Genomic DNA, 18,379 nt, shown 5'->3' on the forward strand with positions numbered 1-18,379 from the left:
TGAAGGCGGCCGTACGGTCGGCGCTGGCGTCGTCGCCAAGATCATCGAGTAAGCCAGTTATTCGTTGATCGACAGTTTTGGGGCTGGCAACAGCCAGCCCCAGTATGGTTTAGGGGTATAGCTCAACTGGCAGAGCGTCGGTCTCCAAAACCGAAGGTTGGGGGTTCGATTCCCTCTGCCCCTGCCAAAAAATAGCCACGTGTCCTACGTGGCATTTGTTTTAAGGTGTTATGGCGAATCCATCCGTCGAAACTGTAAATACCTCCGGCGATAAGCTGATGCTGGCCCTGGGCGTATTGCTGGTCTTGGCCGGATTCGTGGGCTTCTTCTGGCTGGCCAATCAGCAGTGGTATGTCCGCGGTGCCGCGTTGGCGGTAGGGATCATCGCCGGCGTGGCCGTCGGGCTGATGTCCGCCCCTGGCAAGAGCCTCATCGCCTTTGCCAAGGATTCGTACAAGGAAGTCCGGAAGGTCGTTTGGCCCACCCGCAAAGAAGCAACGCAAACCACACTCGTCGTGTTCGGTTTCGTGCTCGTGATGGCGATTTTCCTCTGGTTGAGTGACAAATCGATCGAATGGGTGATTTTCTCGGCGATTCTGGGTTGGAAATGATATGAGCGATACTCCGGCATCCCCGAGCGGAAAGCGTTGGTACGTCGTGCACGCCTACTCCGGTATGGAGAAGAGCGTGCAACGTGCGCTTCAGGAGCGCATCGAACGTGCTGGCATGCAGGACAAATTCGGTCAGATCCTGGTTCCGACCGAAGAAGTGGTCGAAGTCAAAGGCGGTCACAAGGCAGTAACCGAGCGTCGATTCTTCCCCGGCTACGTGCTGGTGGAGATGGAAATGACGGACGAAACGTGGCACCTCGTGAAGAACACCGCGAAGGTTACCGGTTTCGTCGGCGGTGCACGTAACCGCCCGACCCCGATTTCCCCGAAGGAAGTCGAGAAGATCATGTCGCAGATGCAGGAAGGCGTCGAGAAGCCGCGCCCGAAGACCCTGTTCGAAGTCGGCGAGATGGTGCGTGTGAAGGAAGGCCCGTTCACGGACTTCAACGGCACCGTCGAAGAAGTCAACTACGAAAAATCGCGCGTGCGTGTGTCGGTCACCATCTTTGGCCGATCCACCCCGGTCGAACTCGAGTTCGGCCAGGTCGAAAAAGTTTGATCCCGATTCGGTGGGCAGCCTCGGCTGCCCACCTTCGCGCTTACGGCCCGCGTCATGGCCGTTGAGGAGCGTCAGTAGCCAGAGGCGAAAGCGCGTTATCACTCACCGAACGCCCTTCCGGCGTTCCAATGAGGTTCACAAATGGCAAAGAAGATTATCGGCTTTATCAAGCTGCAGATCCCTGCAGGTAAAGCCAACCCGTCGCCGCCGGTCGGTCCGGCACTGGGCCAGCGCGGCCTGAACATCATGGAGTTCTGCAAGGCGTTCAACGCGCAGACTCAAGGCATGGAGCCGGGTCTGCCGGTGCCGGTGGTCATCACGGCATTCGCTGACAAGAGCTTCACGTTCGTGATGAAGACGCCGCCGGCGACCGTCCTGATCAAGAAGGCGGCGAAGGTGGACAAGGGTTCGAGCAAGCCGCACACCGACAAGGTCGGCTCGATCACGCGCGCTCAAGCCGAAGAAATCGCGAAGACCAAGATGCCGGACCTTACGGCAGCTGATCTGGACGCAGCCGTTCGCACCATCGCTGGTAGCGCACGCTCGATGGGCATCACTGTGGAGGGCGTGTAAATGGCTAAGATCTCCAAGCGCCGTCAGGCATTTGCCGCCAAGGTCGATCGTCAGAAGCTGTACGCGATCGAAGACGCACTGAGCCTCGTGAAGGAATGCGCGAGCGCGAAGTTCGACGAGTCGATCGACGTCGCAGTCCAGCTCGGCATCGATGCGAAGAAGTCGGACCAGGTCGTTCGTGGTTCGGTCGTTCTGCCGGCAGGTACGGGCAAGTCGGTTCGCGTTGCCGTGTTCGCGCAAGGCGAGAAGGCTGAGCAAGCTCGTGCAGCAGGCGCGGAAATCGTCGGTATGGAAGACCTGGCCGAGCAGATCAAGGCTGGCCAGATGGACTTCGACATCGTGATCGCTTCGCCGGACACGATGCGTATCGTCGGTACGCTGGGTCAGATCCTCGGCCCGCGCGGCCTGATGCCGAACCCGAAGGTCGGTACGGTCACGCCGGACGTCGCAACCGCCGTCAAGAACGCGAAGGCTGGTCAGGTGCAATTCCGTGTCGACAAGGCCGGTATCATCCACGCGACCATCGGCCGCGCATCGTTCGAGCCGACTGCACTGCGTTCGAACCTGTCGGCGCTGATCGAAGCGCTGCAGAAGGCAAAGCCGGCAACGAGCAAGGGCGTCTACCTGCGCAAGATCGCACTGTCGAGCACGATGGGCGTCGGCGTGCGTGTCGACCAGGCTACGCTGGCAGCACAGTAAGCAAGTATTCGGGCCGCTTCGTTCGCGAAGCGGCCTACATGGGCTTTGGGCGGTTGTTCGTGCAGGCAAGGCGGGCAACCGGTTATCAAAGACCGTTGGTGGGGCGCAGCAGTCAGGTGATCCCTTAATTCAAGCCAACGCAGATGGCGAACCCGAAAAAGTTTTGCAGTGGTGAAGCCCCAGGCCGTGAAGCGATTCGCGGCATGAGGTGGAAATACTCCTAACGAGGTCGGACGCCGTTGTTGAACGAGGTACGTGAGGTTTCGGCCATGCCGGCCACGCCGAACGTATCGTTTCTGGAGGCTAACCGTGCCGCTTAATAGAGAAGACAAGCAAGCCGTCGTCGCTGAGGTTTCCGCGCAAGTCGCGAAGGCCCAGACCGTTGTGCTGGCTGAGTATCGTGGAATTGCGGTTGGCGATCTGACCAAGCTGCGCGCGAAAGCGCGCGAGCAACAGGTTTACCTGCGCGTGTTGAAGAACACGCTGGCGCGCCGCGCCGTTGAAGGTACGCCGTTTGCTCCGCTGGCAGAGCAGATGACTGGCCCGTTGATCTACGGCATCTCGGAAGATGCAATTGCTGCTGCTAAGGTCGTCAACGACTTCAGCAAGAGCAATGACAAGTTGGTCATCAAGGCTGGTTCGTTCGATGGCAAGGTGATGGACAAGGCTGGCGTGCAAGCGCTGGCAAGCATCCCGAGCCGCGAAGAACTGCTCTCGAAGCTGCTGTTCGTTATGCAATCGCCTGTTTCGGGCTTCGCGCGTGCCCTGGCCGCGCTGGCAGAGAAGAAGCAAGCGGAAGCTGCGTAATCGAACGTGCATCAGCGTCATTGATCGCTGGCTGTATCCGAATTCAATTTAGGAGTATTTCAAATGGCAATCGCAAAAGAAGACATCCTGGCAGCGGTCGAAGGGATGACCGTTCTGGAACTGAACGAACTGGTCAAGGCGTTCGAAGAGAAGTTTGGCGTGTCGGCAGCTGCAGTGGCAGTCGCTGGCCCGGCAGGCGGCGGCGCTGCTGCTGCTGCAGAAGAGAAGACCGAATTCACGGTCGTTCTGGCTGAAGCAGGCAGTAACAAGGTTGCAGTCATCAAGGCAGTTCGCGAACTGACGGGCCTGGGCCTGAAGGAAGCGAAGGACGTCGTTGACGGCGCACCGAAGGCTGTCAAGGAAGGCGTCGACAAGGCTGCTGCTGAAGAAGCCAAGAAGAAGCTGGAAGAAGCAGGCGCGAAGGTCGAAGTCAAGTAAGTTTCGGCGCGCTGTGCGAAGGCTGGCGGTATTTTCACCGCCGGCCTTTTTGTGCTTTGTGGGGACGTTATTCTGGCACTCATTCGGGAGCCCGAATAATCGGCCCCAGAAGCCAAAGAAAACCGCCTGATCGTTGTGATTGGTCACGAATGGCGGTTCTCTTTGTCTTCTGAAGCGACTGCAGAAGGCAAGTTTGGTCGGGTAGCGGGCAACACAGGCATCCGCTGCCGTCAGCCAGCGGTTGGTAGCGGCCAACCACCAAGCTTCTCGGCTCGTTCAAGCCGTCGGACGGCCATCGGGTCTCAGTCGGTGAACACTCGGGTTTGAAACGTCCAGGTATTCCGCCTCGATAGCACCCGCCGTGATTCGGAGATCGTATGCAATATTCCTTCACCGAGAAGAAGCGCATTCGCAAGAGTTTCGCGAAGCGCCCCATCGTTCACCAAGTTCCTTTCTTGCTGGCTACCCAGCTTGAATCATTCAGCACGTTTCTGCAAGCCGATGTGCCGGCCACGCAACGCAAGCCTGAAGGTTTGCAGGCCGCGTTCACATCGGTATTTCCCATTGTTTCGCACAACGGCTTTGCGCGCCTCGAGTTCGTGAGCTATGCGTTGTCCGCGCCGGCATTCAACATCAAGGAATGCCAGCAGCGCGGCCTGACGTACTGCTCCGCGCTGCGCGCGAAGGTCCGCCTTGTCATCCTCGACAAGGAATCGCCGAACAAGCCGGTCGTCAAGGAAGTGAAAGAGCAGGAAGTGTACATGGGCGAAATTCCGCTCATGACGCCGACGGGCTCGTTCGTCATCAACGGCACCGAGCGTGTCATCGTCTCGCAGCTGCACCGTTCGCCGGGCGTGTTCTTCGAACACGACAAGGGCAAGACGCACAGCTCGGGCAAGCTGCTGTTCTCGGCACGGATCATTCCGTACCGCGGCTCGTGGCTCGACTTCGAATTCGATCCGAAGGACATCCTGTACTTCCGCGTCGACCGTCGCCGCAAGATGCCGGTCACGATCCTGCTGAAGGCCATCGGCCTGACGCCGGAACAGATCCTCGCGAACTTCTTCGTGTTCGACAACTTCACGCTGATGGACGAAGGCGCACAACTCGAGTTCGTGCCCGAGCGCCTGCGTGGTGAAGTCGCGCGTTTCGACATCACGGATCGTGATGGCAAGGTCATCGTCCAGAAGGACAAGCGGATCAACGCGAAGCACATTCGCGATCTCGAAGCCGCGAAGACCAAGTTCATCTCGGTACCGGAAGACTATCTGCTCGGCCGCGTGCTGGCGAAGAACGTCGTCGACGGCGACACCGGCGAAGTGATCGCGAGCGCGAACGACGAAGTCACGGAAAGCGTGCTCGAGAAGCTGCGCGAAGCGGGCATCAAGGACATCCAGACGCTCTACACGAACGACCTGGACCAGGGCCCGTACATCTCGTCGACGCTGCGTGTCGACGAAACGACCGACAAGACGGCCGCGCGCATCGCGATCTACCGCATGATGCGTCCGGGCGAGCCGCCGACCGAAGAAGCGGTCGAGGCGCTGTTCAACCGTCTGTTCTACAGCGAAGAAGCGTACGACCTGTCGAAGGTCGGCCGCATGAAGTTCAACCGCCGCGTCAGCCGTGACGAGATCACCGGCCCGATGACGCTGCAGGACGACGACATCCTCGCGACGATCAAGATCCTCGTCGAGTTGCGCAACGGCAAGGGCGAAGTGGACGACATCGACCACCTCGGCAACCGTCGCGTGCGTTGCGTCGGCGAACTGGCGGAAAACCAGTTCCGCGCTGGTCTCGTGCGTGTCGAGCGCGCGGTCAAGGAACGCCTCGGCCAGGCCGAAAGCGAAAACCTGATGCCGCACGACCTGATCAACTCGAAGCCGATTTCGTCGGCGATCCGCGAGTTCTTCGGTTCGTCGCAGCTGTCGCAGTTCATGGACCAGACCAACCCGCTGTCGGAAATCACGCACAAGCGCCGTGTTTCCGCACTGGGCCCGGGCGGTCTGACGCGCGAACGCGCAGGCTTCGAAGTTCGTGACGTGCACCCGACCCACTATGGCCGCGTGTGCCCGATCGAAACGCCGGAAGGTCCGAACATCGGCCTGATCAACTCGCTCGCACTGTACGCGCACCTGAACGAGTACGGCTTCCTCGAGACGCCGTACCGCAAGGTCGTGGACAGCAAGGTGACCGACCAGATCGACTACCTGTCGGCGATCGAGGAAGGTCGTTACATGATCGCTCAGGCGAACGCCGCGATCGACGAGAACGGCACGCTGATCGACGAACTCGTGTCGTCGCGTGAAGCCGGCGAAACGATGATGGTCACGCCGGACCGTATCCAGTACATGGACGTCGCGCCGTCGCAGATCGTGTCGGTTGCAGCCTCGCTGATTCCGTTCCTCGAGCACGACGATGCGAACCGTGCACTGATGGGTTCGAACATGCAGCGTCAGGCCGTGCCGTGTCTGCGTCCGGAAAAGCCGGTCGTCGGGACGGGTATCGAGCGCACCTGCGCGGTCGACTCGGGTACGACGGTTCAGGCGTTCCGCGGCGGTGTGGTCGACTACGTCGACGCAGGCCGTATCGTGATTCGCGTGAACGACGACGAAGCGGTCGCAGGTGAAGTCGGTGTCGACATCTACAACCTGATCAAGTACACGCGTTCGAACCAGAACACGAACATCAACCAGCGTCCGATCGTGAAGATGGGCGACAAGGTCTCGCGCGGCGACGTGCTGGCCGACGGCGCCTCGACGGACCTGGGCGAGCTCGCGCTCGGCCAGAACATGCTGATCGCGTTCATGCCGTGGAACGGCTACAACTTCGAAGACTCGATCCTGATCTCGGAGAAAGTGGTTGCGGACGATCGCTACACGTCGATCCACATCGAAGAGCTGAACGTCGTTGCACGCGACACGAAGCTCGGGCCGGAAGAAATCACGCGCGACATCTCGAACCTGGCGGAAGTCCAGCTCGGCCGTCTCGACGAATCGGGCATCGTGTATATCGGTGCTGAAGTCGAAGCAGGCGACGTGCTGGTCGGCAAGGTCACGCCGAAGGGCGAGACCCAGCTGACGCCGGAAGAGAAGCTGCTGCGCGCGATCTTCGGCGAGAAGGCTTCGGACGTGAAGGACACGTCGCTGCGCGTGCCGTCGGGCATGAGCGGTACCGTGATCGACGTCCAGGTGTTCACGCGTGAAGGCATCCAGCGCGACAAGCGTGCGCAACAGATCATCGACGACGAACTGAAGCGCTACCGTCTCGACCTGAACGACCAGCTGCGCATCGTGGAAGGCGACGCGTTCCAGCGTCTCGCGCGCATGCTCGTGGGCAAGGTCGCGAACGGCGGTCCGAAGAAGCTCGCGAAGGGCACGAAGATCGACCAGGCTTACCTGGAAGACCTCGACCACTACCACTGGTTCGACATCCGCCTCGCGGACGACGAAGCAGCGGCATCGCTCGAAGCGATCAAGAACTCGATCGAAGAGAAGCGTCACCAGTTCGACCTCGCGTTCGAAGAGAAGCGCAAGAAGCTCACGCAAGGCGACGAACTGCCGCCGGGCGTGCTGAAGATGGTCAAGGTGTACCTCGCGGTGAAGCGCCGTCTGCAGCCTGGCGACAAGATGGCAGGCCGTCACGGTAACAAGGGTGTCGTGTCGAAGATCGTCCCGATCGAAGACATGCCGTACATGGCCGACGGCCGTCCGGCAGACGTCGTGCTGAACCCGCTGGGCGTTCCGTCGCGGATGAACGTGGGTCAGGTTCTGGAAGTGCACCTCGGCTGGGCCGCGAAGGGCCTCGGCTGGCGTATCGGCGAAATGCTGCAGCGTCAGGCGAAGATCGAGGAACTGCGCGTGTTCCTGACGAAGATCTACAACGAGTCGGGCCGCCAGGAAGACCTGGAAAGCTTCACCGACGACGAGATCCTCGAACTCGCGAAGAACCTGCGCGAAGGCGTGCCGTTCGCGACGCCGGTGTTCGACGGTGCGACCGAGGAAGAAATGGGCAAGATGCTCGACCTCGCGTTCCCGGACGACATCGCCGAACAGCTCGGCATGAACCCGTCGAAGAACCAGGTCCGTCTGTACGACGGCCGCACGGGTGAAATGTTCGAGCGTCGCGTGACGCTGGGTTACATGCACTACCTGAAGCTGCACCACTTGGTCGACGACAAGATGCACGCGCGTTCGACCGGCCCGTACTCGCTCGTCACGCAGCAGCCGCTGGGTGGTAAGGCGCAGTTCGGTGGCCAGCGTTTCGGTGAAATGGAAGTGTGGGCACTCGAAGCGTACGGCGCGTCCTACGTGCTGCAGGAAATGCTGACGGTGAAGTCGGATGACGTGACCGGCCGGACGAAGGTGTACGAAAACCTCGTCAAGGGCGACCACGTGATCGATGCAGGCATGCCGGAATCCTTCAACGTGCTCGTGAAGGAAATCCGCTCGCTCGGTATCGACATCGATCTCGACCGCAATTAATCGGACTACGGAGAGAAAGCAATGAAAGCTCTGCTCGATCTATTCAAGCAAGTCCAACAGGAAGAAGTTTTCGACGCGATCAAGATCGGTCTGGCCTCGCCCGACAAGATCCGTTCGTGGTCGTTCGGTGAAGTGAAGAAGCCGGAGACCATCAACTACCGTACGTTCAAGCCGGAACGCGATGGTCTCTTCTGCGCGAAGATCTTCGGGCCGATCAAGGACTACGAGTGCCTGTGCGGCAAGTACAAGCGCCTGAAGCACCGCGGCGTGATCTGCGAGAAGTGCGGCGTCGAAGTGACGCTGGCGAAGGTGCGTCGCGAACGGATGGGCCACATCGAGCTGGCCTCGCCGGTCGCGCACATCTGGTTCCTGAAGTCGCTGCCGTCGCGTCTGGGCATGGTGCTCGACATGACGCTGCGCGACATCGAACGCGTGCTGTACTTCGAAGCGTACGTGGTGATCGAACCGGGCATGACGCCGCTGAAGGCGCGGCAGATCATGACCGAAGAGGATTACTACAACAAGGTCGAGGAATACGGCGACGAATTCCGTGCCGAAATGGGCGCGGAAGGCGTGCGTGAACTGCTGCGCGCGATCAACATCGACGAGCAGGTCGAGACGCTGCGCACCGAGCTGAAGAACACCGGCTCGGAAGCGAAGATCAAGAAGTACGCGAAGCGCCTGAAGGTCCTCGAGGCATTCCAGCGCTCGGGCATCAAGCCCGAGTGGATGATCCTCGAAGTGCTGCCGGTGCTGCCGCCGGAACTGCGTCCGCTCGTGCCGCTGGACGGCGGCCGTTTCGCGACGTCGGACCTGAACGACCTGTACCGCCGCGTGATCAACCGTAACAACCGGTTGAAGCGCCTGCTCGAGCTGAAGGCACCTGAAATCATCGTCCGCAACGAAAAGCGGATGCTGCAGGAAGCCGTCGACTCGCTGCTCGACAACGGTCGTCGCGGCAAGGCGATGACGGGCGCGAACAAGCGTCCGCTGAAGTCGCTCGCCGACATGATCAAGGGCAAGGGCGGTCGTTTCCGTCAGAACCTGCTGGGCAAGCGCGTCGACTACTCGGGCCGTTCGGTCATCGTGGTCGGCCCGACGCTGAAGCTGCACCAGTGCGGTCTGCCGAAGCTGATGGCGCTCGAGCTGTTCAAGCCGTTCATCTTCAACAAGCTGGAAGTGATGGGCGTCGCGACGACCATCAAGGCTGCGAAGAAGGAAGTCGAGAACCAGACGCCGGTGGTGTGGGACATCCTCGAAGAGGTGATCCGCGAGCACCCGGTGATGCTGAACCGTGCGCCGACGCTGCACCGTCTCGGTATCCAGGCGTTCGAGCCGGTGCTGATCGAAGGCAAGGCAATTCAGCTGCACCCGCTCGTCTGCGCGGCGTTCAACGCCGACTTCGACGGTGACCAGATGGCCGTTCACGTGCCGCTGTCGCTCGAAGCGCAGATGGAAGCGCGTACGCTGATGCTGGCGTCGAACAACGTGCTGTTCCCGGCCAACGGCGATCCGTCGATCGTGCCGTCGCAGGATATCGTGCTGGGTCTGTACTACGCGACCCGCGAAGCGGTCAACGGCAAGGGCGAAGGCCTGTCGTTCACGGGCGTGTCGGAAGTGATCCGCGCGTACGAGAACAAGGAAGTCGAGCTGGCCTCGCGCGTCAACGTGCGGATCACCGAAATGGTCCACAACGAAGACACGTCGGAAGGCGCGCCGCCGTTCGTGCCGAAGATCTCGCTGTATGCGACGACCGTCGGCCGCGCGATCCTGTCGGAGATCCTGCCGCACGGCCTGCCGTTCTCGGTGCTGAACAAGCCGCTGAAGAAGAAGGAAATCTCGCGCCTGATCAACACGGCGTTCCGCAAGTGCGGTCTGCGCGCGACGGTGGTGTTTGCCGACCAGCTGATGCAGTCGGGTTTCCGTCTCGCGACGCGTGCCGGCATTTCGATCTGCGTGGACGACATGCTCGTGCCGCCGCAGAAGGAAACGATCGTCGGCGACGCCGCGAAGAAGGTGAAGGAGTACGACCGCCAGTACATGTCGGGTCTCGTCACCGCGCAGGAACGCTACAACAACGTGGTCGACATCTGGTCGGCAACGTCGGAAGCGGTCGGCAAGGCGATGATGGAGCAGCTGTCGACGGAGCCGGTGACGGACCGCGACGGCAACGAGACGCGCCAGGAGTCGTTCAACTCGATCTACATGATGGCCGACTCGGGCGCCCGGGGTTCGGCGGTTCAGATTCGTCAGCTGGCCGGTATGCGTGGCCTGATGGCGAAGCCGGACGGCTCGATTATCGAGACGCCGATTACCGCGAACTTCCGCGAAGGTCTGAACGTGTTGCAGTACTTCATCTCGACCCACGGTGCACGTAAGGGTCTGGCTGATACGGCACTGAAGACCGCGAACTCGGGTTACCTGACGCGTCGTCTCGTCGACGTCACGCAGGATCTGGTCGTCGTGGAAGACGATTGCGGCACGTCGAACGGCGTGGCGATGAAGGCACTCGTCGAAGGCGGTGAAGTCGTCGAGGCGCTGCGCGACCGTATCCTCGGCCGCGTTGCGGTTGCGGACGTCGTGAACCCGGAAACGCAGGAAACGGTGTACGAATCGGGCACGCTGCTCGACGAAACGGCGGTCGAGGAAATCGAACGCCTCGGCATCGACGAAGTGCGCGTGCGCACGCCGCTGACCTGCGAAACGCGCTACGGTCTGTGTGCGTCGTGCTACGGCCGTGACCTCGGCCGCGGCTCGCTCGTGAACGTCGGCGAAGCAGTCGGCGTGATCGCGGCACAGTCGATCGGTGAACCGGGCACGCAGCTGACGATGCGTACGTTCCACATCGGTGGTGCGGCATCGCGTGCGGCAGTCGCTTCGTCGGTCGAAGCGAAGAGCAACGGTATCGTCCGCTTCACGGCGACGATGCGTTACGTCACGAACGCGAAGGGCGAGCAGATCGTCATTTCCCGTTCGGGCGAAGCGATGATCACCGACGATTTCGGTCGCGAGCGCGAGCGTCACAAAGTGCCGTACGGCGCGACGCTGCTGCAACTCGACGGCGCGACGATCAAGGCAGGCACACAGCTCGCCACGTGGGATCCGCTGACGCGTCCGATCATCACCGAGTACGGTGGTACGGTGAAGTTCGAGAACGTCGAGGAAGGCGTGACCGTCGCGAAGCAGATCGACGACGTGACCGGCCTGTCGACGCTGGTCGTGATCGACGTGAAGCGTCGTGGTTCGCAGGCTTCGAAGAGCGTGCGTCCGCAGGTCAAGCTGCTCGACGCGAACGGCGACGAAGTGAAGATTCCGGGCACGGAGCACGCGGTGCAGATCGGCTTCCAGGTCGGCGCACTGATCACCGTGAAGGATGGTCAGCAGGTGCAGGTCGGTGAAGTGCTCGCACGTATCCCGACGGAAGCGCAGAAGACGCGTGACATTACCGGCGGTCTGCCGCGGGTGGCGGAACTGTTCGAAGCGCGTTCGCCGAAGGATGCCGGCATTCTCGCGGAAGTCACCGGTACGACGTCGTTCGGTAAGGACACGAAGGGCAAGCAGCGTCTCGTCATCACGGATCTCGAGGGCAACCAGCACGAGTTCCTGATCGCGAAGGAAAAGCAGGTTCTGGTTCACGATGCACAGGTCGTCAACAAGGGCGAAATGATCGTGGACGGTCCGGCCGATCCGCACGACATCCTGCGTCTGCAGGGTATCGAGGCGCTGTCGCGCTACATCGTCGACGAAGTGCAGGACGTGTATCGTCTGCAGGGCGTGAAGATCAACGACAAGCACATCGAGGTGATCGTTCGCCAGATGCTGCGTCGTGTGCAGATCACCGACAATGGCGATACGCGCTTCATCCCGGGCGAACAGGTCGAGCGTTCCGACATGCTGGACGAGAACGATCGCATGATCGCCGAGGACAAGCGTCCGGCTTCGTACGACAACGTGCTGCTCGGTATCACGAAGGCATCGCTGTCGACCGACTCGTTCATCTCCGCGGCATCGTTCCAGGAAACGACCCGCGTGCTGACCGAAGCGGCGATCATGGGCAAGCGCGACGATCTGCGCGGCCTGAAGGAAAACGTGATCGTCGGCCGCCTGATCCCGGCCGGTACGGGTCTCGCGTTCCACAAGGCACGCAAGGCGAAGGAATCGTCGGATCGCGAGCGTTTCGACCAGATCGCAGCGGAAGAGGCGTTCGATTTCGGCACGCCGAGCACGCCGGCTGCGGAAGAGCCGCAACAGCACCCGGCAGCCGAGTAAGCGCGGGCGGCGCGAGCCGCCTTGCCTCACCACGCTGTCACCGAGACCGCCCGGTTTTGCCGGGCGGTTTTTTTTCATCTGTCGTTCGCGTGCATGACGCGCCTGTGCCGTGCCGGCCTCGCTTGCTCGCGACGGACGTGCGGCCTGGCTGCCAGCGCCGCCGAAGCCGTCGCGATCACTTGCGGCGCGGTCGTGGCAGGCTCGTCATGCACGCGAACGAACCCTGGCCGATTGGCCGAAACCGCACGATTCGCCCCGCGTCCCGCGAGCGGGTTGTTAAAATTGCGGTCATCGTCCAGCCGTCCCCGTCCTCTTCCATGTCCCGCGCCCTCGAAATCCTCGACGAAGTATTTGGTTATCCCGCATTTCGCGGCCAGCAGGGCGAAATCGTCGAACACGTCGCCGGCGGCGGCGATTGTCTCGTGCTGATGCCGACCGGCGGCGGCAAGTCGCTGTGCTACCAGATTCCGGCGCTGCTGCGTCGCGAGGCCGGACAGGGTGCCGGTATTGTCGTGTCGCCGCTGATCGCGCTGATGCAGGACCAGGTCGCCGCACTGAGCGAAGTGGGCGTGCGCGCGGCGTACCTGAATTCGACACTGTCGGGCGCCGAGGCCGCGGCGACCGAGCGGGCGCTGCGTGAAGGCGAAATCGACCTGCTGTATGTCGCGCCCGAACGGCTGATGACGGGGCGCTTCCTCGACCTGCTCGAGCGCGCGAAGATCGGCCTGTTCGCGATCGACGAAGCGCACTGCGTGTCGCAATGGGGGCACGATTTCCGCCCGGAATACATCCAGCTGTCGGTGTTGCACGAGCGATTTCCGTCGGTGCCGCGCATCGCATTGACCGCGACGGCCGATGCGATCACGCGCGACGAGATCATCCACCGTCTCGCGCTCGACGACGCGCGCGTGTTCGTGTCGAGCTTCGACCGCCCGAACATCCGCTACCGGATCGTCGAAAAGGACAACGCGCGATCGCAGCTGCTCGATTTCATCCGCGCCGAACACACGAATGCCGATGGCACGACGGATGCGGGTGTCGTCTATTGCCTGTCGCGTCGCAAGGTCGAGGAAACGGCCGAATGGCTGAAGGCGCAAGGCGTGCGTGCGCTGCCGTATCACGCGGGGATGGAGTTCGAGGTGCGGCAGAAGCACCAGGAAATGTTCCAGCGCGAGGAAGGCATCGTGATGTGCGCGACGATCGCGTTCGGCATGGGCATCGACAAGCCGGACGTGCGCTTCGTCGCGCACCTGGATCTGCCGAAGAGCGTCGAAGGCTACTACCAGGAAACGGGCCGCGCGGGCCGCGACGGGATGCCCGCGAATGCGTGGATGGCTTATGGGCTCGGCGACGTCGTCCAGCAGCGCAAGATGATCGACGAATCGGATGCGGACGACGCGCACAAACGTGTCCAGACGTCGAAGCTCGACGCGCTGCTCGGGCTGTGCGAGACGATCTCGTGCCGCCGCGTGCGGCTGCTGAACTACTTCGGCGAGGAGAGCAAGCCGTGCGGCAACTGCGATACGTGCCTCGAGCCGCCCGCTTCATGGGACGCGACGCGTGAGGCGCAGATGGCGCTGTCGTGCGTGTTCCGCGCGCAGCGCGCGAGCGGCTTCAATTTCGGCTCGAGCCACCTGATCGAGATCCTGCGCGGCGGGCGCACCGAGAAGGTGTTGCAGCGGGGCCACGACCAGCTGACGACGTTCGGGATCGGCGCGTCGCTGTCGGAGCCCGAGTGGCGCGCGATATTTCGGCAGCTCGTCGCGTACGGCTACCTGGCCGTCGATCACGGCGGCTTCGGTGCGCTCGTGCTGACCGAGGCCGCGAAGCCGGTGTTGAAGAACGAGGAGAAGGTCACGCTGCGCCGCTACGTGAAGCCGCAGCGCACGCGCCAGTCGTCGGGCCGCAGCGGCACGCGCGTCGATCCGACTGCCGGCATGGGCACGCGCGAGCGCGCAAGGTGGGATGCGCTGCGCGCGTGGCGCGCGGAAACGGCGAAGACGGACGGCGTGCCGGCCTACGTGATCTTCCACGACGCGACGCTCGCCGAGATCGCACGCAACGCGCCGGAGACGATCGACGACCTGCGCCATATCCCCGGCATGGGGGTGCGCAAGCTGGAGCGCTTCGGCGACGAGATCATCGACGTCGTCGAGTCTGCCTGACACAGGCGTTCCGACCCTTCCGGTAAACCACGCGTCCGGCCGACGAATCACGCAAGCCGTTGACTTAGTTGGTATTTCCGGAATATGATGCTGGGTTCCGGTATTCGGTGGGCCGAGTTGCGTTCGAAAGCTCGCACCCGTTTCGCCGGTTCGGAAGTCAACTGTGCGCCGATTCTCGCTTTGCCCGAAATCGATGTGCAGATTTTGTTCAATTTCAGGAATAAACAATGCCAACCATCAACCAACTGGTTCGCAAAGGCCGTCAGTCGGAAACGACGAAGAGCAAGAGCCCGGCCCTGCAGGACTGCCCCCAGCGTCGCGGCGTGTGCACCCGTGTGTACACGACGACGCCGAAGAAGCCGAACTCGGCACTCCGTAAGGTCGCCAAGGTTCGTCTGACGAACGGCTTCGAAGTGATTTCGTACATCGGCGGTGAAGGCCACAACCTGCAGGAACACTCGGTTGTGCTGATCCGCGGCGGCCGTGTGAAGGACTTGCCGGGTGTGCGTTACCACATGGTTCGCGGCTCGCTGGATACCCAGGGCGTCAAGGACCGTAAGCAAGCGCGCTCGAAGTACGGCGCGAAGCGTGCAAAGGCTGCCAAGTAAGCAGTTTTTGATCAGGGATCGCCGCAGGGCGGTCAAGGCGGGAGTGCCGGATTGCCGGTGCTGTCGAGTAAGTGGTCACCCGGCCAAGCTGGTTAGTCGTGAAGATGTGATCGGGTTTGTTGGTGGCCGCGGAGCTGGAACCAGCTCCAACTGAACAAGTAAAGGAAGAATCATGCCGCGTCGTCGCGAAGTCCCCAAGCGGGAAGTGTTGCCGGATCCGAAGTTCGGTAACGTTGATGTAGCCAAGTTCATGAACATGCTGATGCTGTCCGGCAAGAAGTCGGTCGCAGAGCGCATCGTTTATGGCGCATTCGAACAGATCCAGACCAAGGGTGGCAAGGACCCGCTGGAAGTGTTCACGGTTGCGCTCAACAACGTCAAGCCGGTGGTCGAAGTGAAGAGCCGTCGCGTTGGTGGTGCCAACTATCAAGTTCCGGTCGAAGTGCGCCCGTCGCGTCGTATGGCATTGGCGATGCGCTGGCTGCGTGAGGCTGCGAAGAAGCGCAGCGAGAAGTCGATGGCTCTGCGTCTGGCAGGTGAACTCTCCGAAGCGGCCGAAGGCCGTGGCGGCGCGATGAAGAAGCGCGATGAAGTTCACCGCATGGCAGAAGCCAACCGCGCGTTCTCGCATTTCCGTTTCTAAGCGCCTGGCTGGGCTGTTTGCGGAAATAAATTCCGGGCGGGTGCGCTTTTCAGGCGCCTCGCCCGTTTGTGTTGAAGCATGATGCAGCAGGGCTGCATCGTGTCATCCCAGTAGAGGATCAAAGTGGCTCGCAAGACTCCTATCGAGCGCTACCGCAATATCGGTATTAGCGCTCACATCGACGCCGGCAAAACGACGACGACCGAGCGCATTCTGTTTTACACCGGTGTGAACCACAAGATCGGTGAAGTCCACGACGGCGCAGCCACGATGGACTGGATGGAGCAGGAACAGGAGCGTGGCATCACGATCACGTCCGCTGCTACCACGGCCTTCTGGAAGGGCATGGGCGGCAACTATCCGGAACACCGCATCAACATCATCGACACCCCGGGCCACGTCGACTTCACGATCGAAGTGGAGCGTTCGATGCGCGTGCTCGACGGCGCGTGCATGGTGTACTGCGCAGTGGGCGGCGTGCAGCCGCAGTCGGAAACGGTGTGGCGCCAGGCTAACAAGTACAAGGTGCCGCGTCTCGCGTTCGTCAACAAGATGGACCGTACCGGCGCGAACTTCTTCAAGGTCTACGACCAGCTCCGTCTGCGCCTGAAGGCGAACCCGGTTCCGGTCGTGGTGCCGATCGGCGCGGAAGAAAACTTCAAGGGCGTCGTCGACCTGATCAAGATGAAGGCGATCATTTGGGACGAAGCGTCGCAAGGCACGAAGTTCGACTACGTCGACATCCCGGCCGAGCTCGCGGAGACCTGCAAGGAATGGCGCGAAAAGATGGTCGAAGTGGCTGCTGAAGCCAGCGAAGACCTGATGAACAAGTACCTGGAAGAAGGCGATCTGCCGGAAGCCGACATCGTCAAGGCGCTGCGTGATCGTACGATCGCGTGCGAAATCCAGCCGATGCTGTGCGGTACCGCGTTCAAGAACAAGGGCGTGCAGCGTATGCTCGACGCCGTGATCGACTTCCTGCCGTCGCCGGTCGACATCCCGCCGGTCAAGGGCGAGCTCGAAAACGGTGAAGAAGCTGAGCGCAAGGCGTCGGACGACGAGAAGTTCTCGTCGCTCGCGTTCAAGATCATGACCGACCCGTTCGTCGGCCAGCTGATCTTCTTCCGTGTGTACTCGGGCGTCGTCAACTCGGGCGACACGCTGCTGAACTCGACCAAGGGCAAGAAGGAACGCCTCGGCCGTATTCTGCAGATGCACGCGAACCAGCGTGAAGAAATCAAGGAAGTCCGTGCAGGCGACATCGCTGCTGCGGTCGGCCTGAAGGAAGCGACCACCGGCGACACGCTGTGCGATCCGGCAAACCCGATCGTGCTCGAGCGCATGGTGTTCCCGGAGCCGGTGATTTCGCAGGCTGTCGAGCCGAAGACCAAGGCTGACCAGGAAAAGATGGGCCTGGCGCTGAACCGTCTGGCACAGGAAGATCCGTCGTTCCGCGTGCAGACCGACGAAGAGTCGGGCCAGACCATCATTTCGGGCATGGGCGAGCTCCACCTCGAAATTCTGGTCGACCGGATGAAGCGTGAATTCGGCGTGGAAGCGACCGTCGGCAAGCCGCAGGTTGCATACCGCGAAACGATCCGTTCGACGGCGAAGGACGTCGACGGCAAGTTCGTCAAGCAGTCGGGTGGTCGCGGCCAGTACGGTCACGCGGTCATCACGCTCGAGCCGAACGAACAAGGCAAGGGCTACGAGTTCTTCGACGAGATCAAGGGTGGTGTGATTCCGCGTGAATACATCCCGGCGGTCGACAAGGGTATCCAGGACACGCTGAAGTCGGGCGTGCTGGCCGGCTTCCCGGTCGTCGACGTGAAGGTTCACCTGACGTTCGGTTCGTACCACGACGTTGACTCGAACGAAAACGCGTTCCGCATGGCCGGTTCGATGGCGTTCAAGGAAGCAATGCGCAAGGCGAACCCGGTCGTCCTCGAGCCGATGATGGCTGTCGAAGTCGAGACGCCGGAAGACTACATGGGCAACGTGATGGGCGACCTGTCGGGCCGTCGCGGTATCGTCCAGGGCATGGAAGACATGGTTGGCGGCGGCAAGATCGTGCGCGCCGAAGTGCCGCTGTCGGAAATGTTCGGCTATTCGACGTCGCTGCGCTCGCTGACGCAAGGTCGTGCAACGTACACGATGGAGTTCAAGCACTACGCTGAAGCTCCGCGCAACGTTGCTGATGCGATCATCAGCGCGAAGTCGAAGTAATTCGCTATCTCAATCGATAATTTTTGAAAGAAGAGAATCATGGCAAAAGGTAAATTCGAGCGGACCAAGCCGCACGTGAACGTTGGTACGATTGGTCACGTTGACCACGGCAAGACGACGCTGACGGCAGCGATCACGACGGTTCTGACGAAGAAATTCGGCGGCGAAGCGAAGGCGTACGACCAGATCGACGCGGCACCGGAAGAAAAGGCGCGCGGCATCACGATCAACACGGCACACGTCGAGTACGAAACGGCTAACCGCCACTACGCACACGTCGACTGCCCGGGCCACGCT

At 61.5% G+C, this 18,379-nt stretch carries 13 protein-coding genes and 1 tRNA gene; all 14 read left to right on the forward strand.

Going from position 1 to position 18,379, the window contains the following annotated elements; translation table 11 throughout:
* Positions 1-111 precede the first annotated feature (111 nt).
* A tRNA-Trp gene (locus tag VK92_RS37915) sits at positions 112-187 on the forward strand.
* Positions 188-230: 43 nt separating this feature from the next.
* Positions 231-611 (forward strand): preprotein translocase subunit SecE, encoded by a 381-nt coding sequence (secE, locus tag VK92_RS37920; RefSeq protein ID WP_006482892.1) that lies wholly within the window; start codon positions 231-233, stop codon positions 609-611.
* Position 612: 1 nt separating this feature from the next.
* Positions 613-1,170, forward strand: coding sequence for a transcription termination/antitermination protein NusG (gene nusG / locus VK92_RS37925; protein WP_006400672.1), 558 nt, complete (start codon positions 613-615; stop codon positions 1,168-1,170).
* Between the two features lie 141 nt (positions 1,171-1,311).
* The gene (gene rplK / locus VK92_RS37930) at positions 1,312-1,743 is read left to right on the forward strand and encodes a 50S ribosomal protein L11 (RefSeq protein WP_006477201.1); all 432 of its coding nucleotides are present in this window, start codon (positions 1,312-1,314) and stop codon (positions 1,741-1,743) included.
* Positions 1,744-2,442, forward strand: a complete 699-nt coding sequence (rplA, locus tag VK92_RS37935) for a 50S ribosomal protein L1 (protein ID WP_006482906.1) — start codon at positions 1,744-1,746, stop codon at positions 2,440-2,442.
* 309 nt (positions 2,443-2,751) lie between these two features.
* Positions 2,752-3,249: a 50S ribosomal protein L10 gene (rplJ, locus tag VK92_RS37940; RefSeq protein ID WP_021161756.1), complete on the forward strand. Its 498-nt coding sequence runs from the start codon at positions 2,752-2,754 to the stop codon at positions 3,247-3,249.
* Between the two features lie 63 nt (positions 3,250-3,312).
* Complete coding sequence (gene rplL / locus VK92_RS37945) at positions 3,313-3,687, forward strand: 50S ribosomal protein L7/L12 (protein WP_021161757.1); 375 nt, start codon at positions 3,313-3,315, stop codon at positions 3,685-3,687.
* A 377-nt stretch (positions 3,688-4,064) separates the two neighbouring features.
* Positions 4,065-8,171 carry a DNA-directed RNA polymerase subunit beta gene (rpoB, locus tag VK92_RS37950; protein WP_027788581.1) on the forward strand — a complete coding sequence of 1,369 codons (4,107 nt, stop codon included), beginning with the start codon at positions 4,065-4,067 and terminating at the stop codon, positions 8,169-8,171.
* A gap of 21 nt (positions 8,172-8,192) precedes the next feature.
* A complete protein-coding gene (rpoC, locus tag VK92_RS37955) occupies positions 8,193-12,440 on the forward strand; it encodes a DNA-directed RNA polymerase subunit beta' (RefSeq protein WP_021161759.1) in 4,248 nt (1,415 codons plus the stop codon).
* Positions 12,441-12,757: 317 nt separating this feature from the next.
* On the forward strand, positions 12,758-14,605 hold the full coding sequence (gene recQ, locus VK92_RS37960; RefSeq protein ID WP_021161761.1) for a DNA helicase RecQ: 1,848 nt from the start codon (positions 12,758-12,760) through the stop codon (positions 14,603-14,605).
* A gap of 227 nt (positions 14,606-14,832) precedes the next feature.
* On the forward strand, positions 14,833-15,213 hold the full coding sequence (rpsL, locus tag VK92_RS37965) for a 30S ribosomal protein S12 (RefSeq protein ID WP_006400662.1): 381 nt from the start codon (positions 14,833-14,835) through the stop codon (positions 15,211-15,213).
* Between the two features lie 172 nt (positions 15,214-15,385).
* Entirely contained in the window at positions 15,386-15,856 is a 471-nt protein-coding gene (gene rpsG, locus VK92_RS37970) for a 30S ribosomal protein S7 (RefSeq protein ID WP_006477195.1), read from the forward strand.
* 123 nt (positions 15,857-15,979) lie between these two features.
* Complete coding sequence (fusA, locus tag VK92_RS37975; RefSeq protein ID WP_021161762.1) at positions 15,980-18,082, forward strand: elongation factor G; 2,103 nt, start codon at positions 15,980-15,982, stop codon at positions 18,080-18,082.
* Between the two features lie 39 nt (positions 18,083-18,121).
* On the forward strand, positions 18,122-18,379 hold a 258-nt coding region (locus tag VK92_RS37980), incomplete at its 3' end, for a GTP-binding protein (protein WP_048026739.1).

Origin of the sequence: Burkholderia sp. LK4 (genome assembly GCF_001043615.1) — a bacterium.
Lineage (GTDB): Bacteria > Pseudomonadota > Gammaproteobacteria > Burkholderiales > Burkholderiaceae > Burkholderia > Burkholderia cepacia.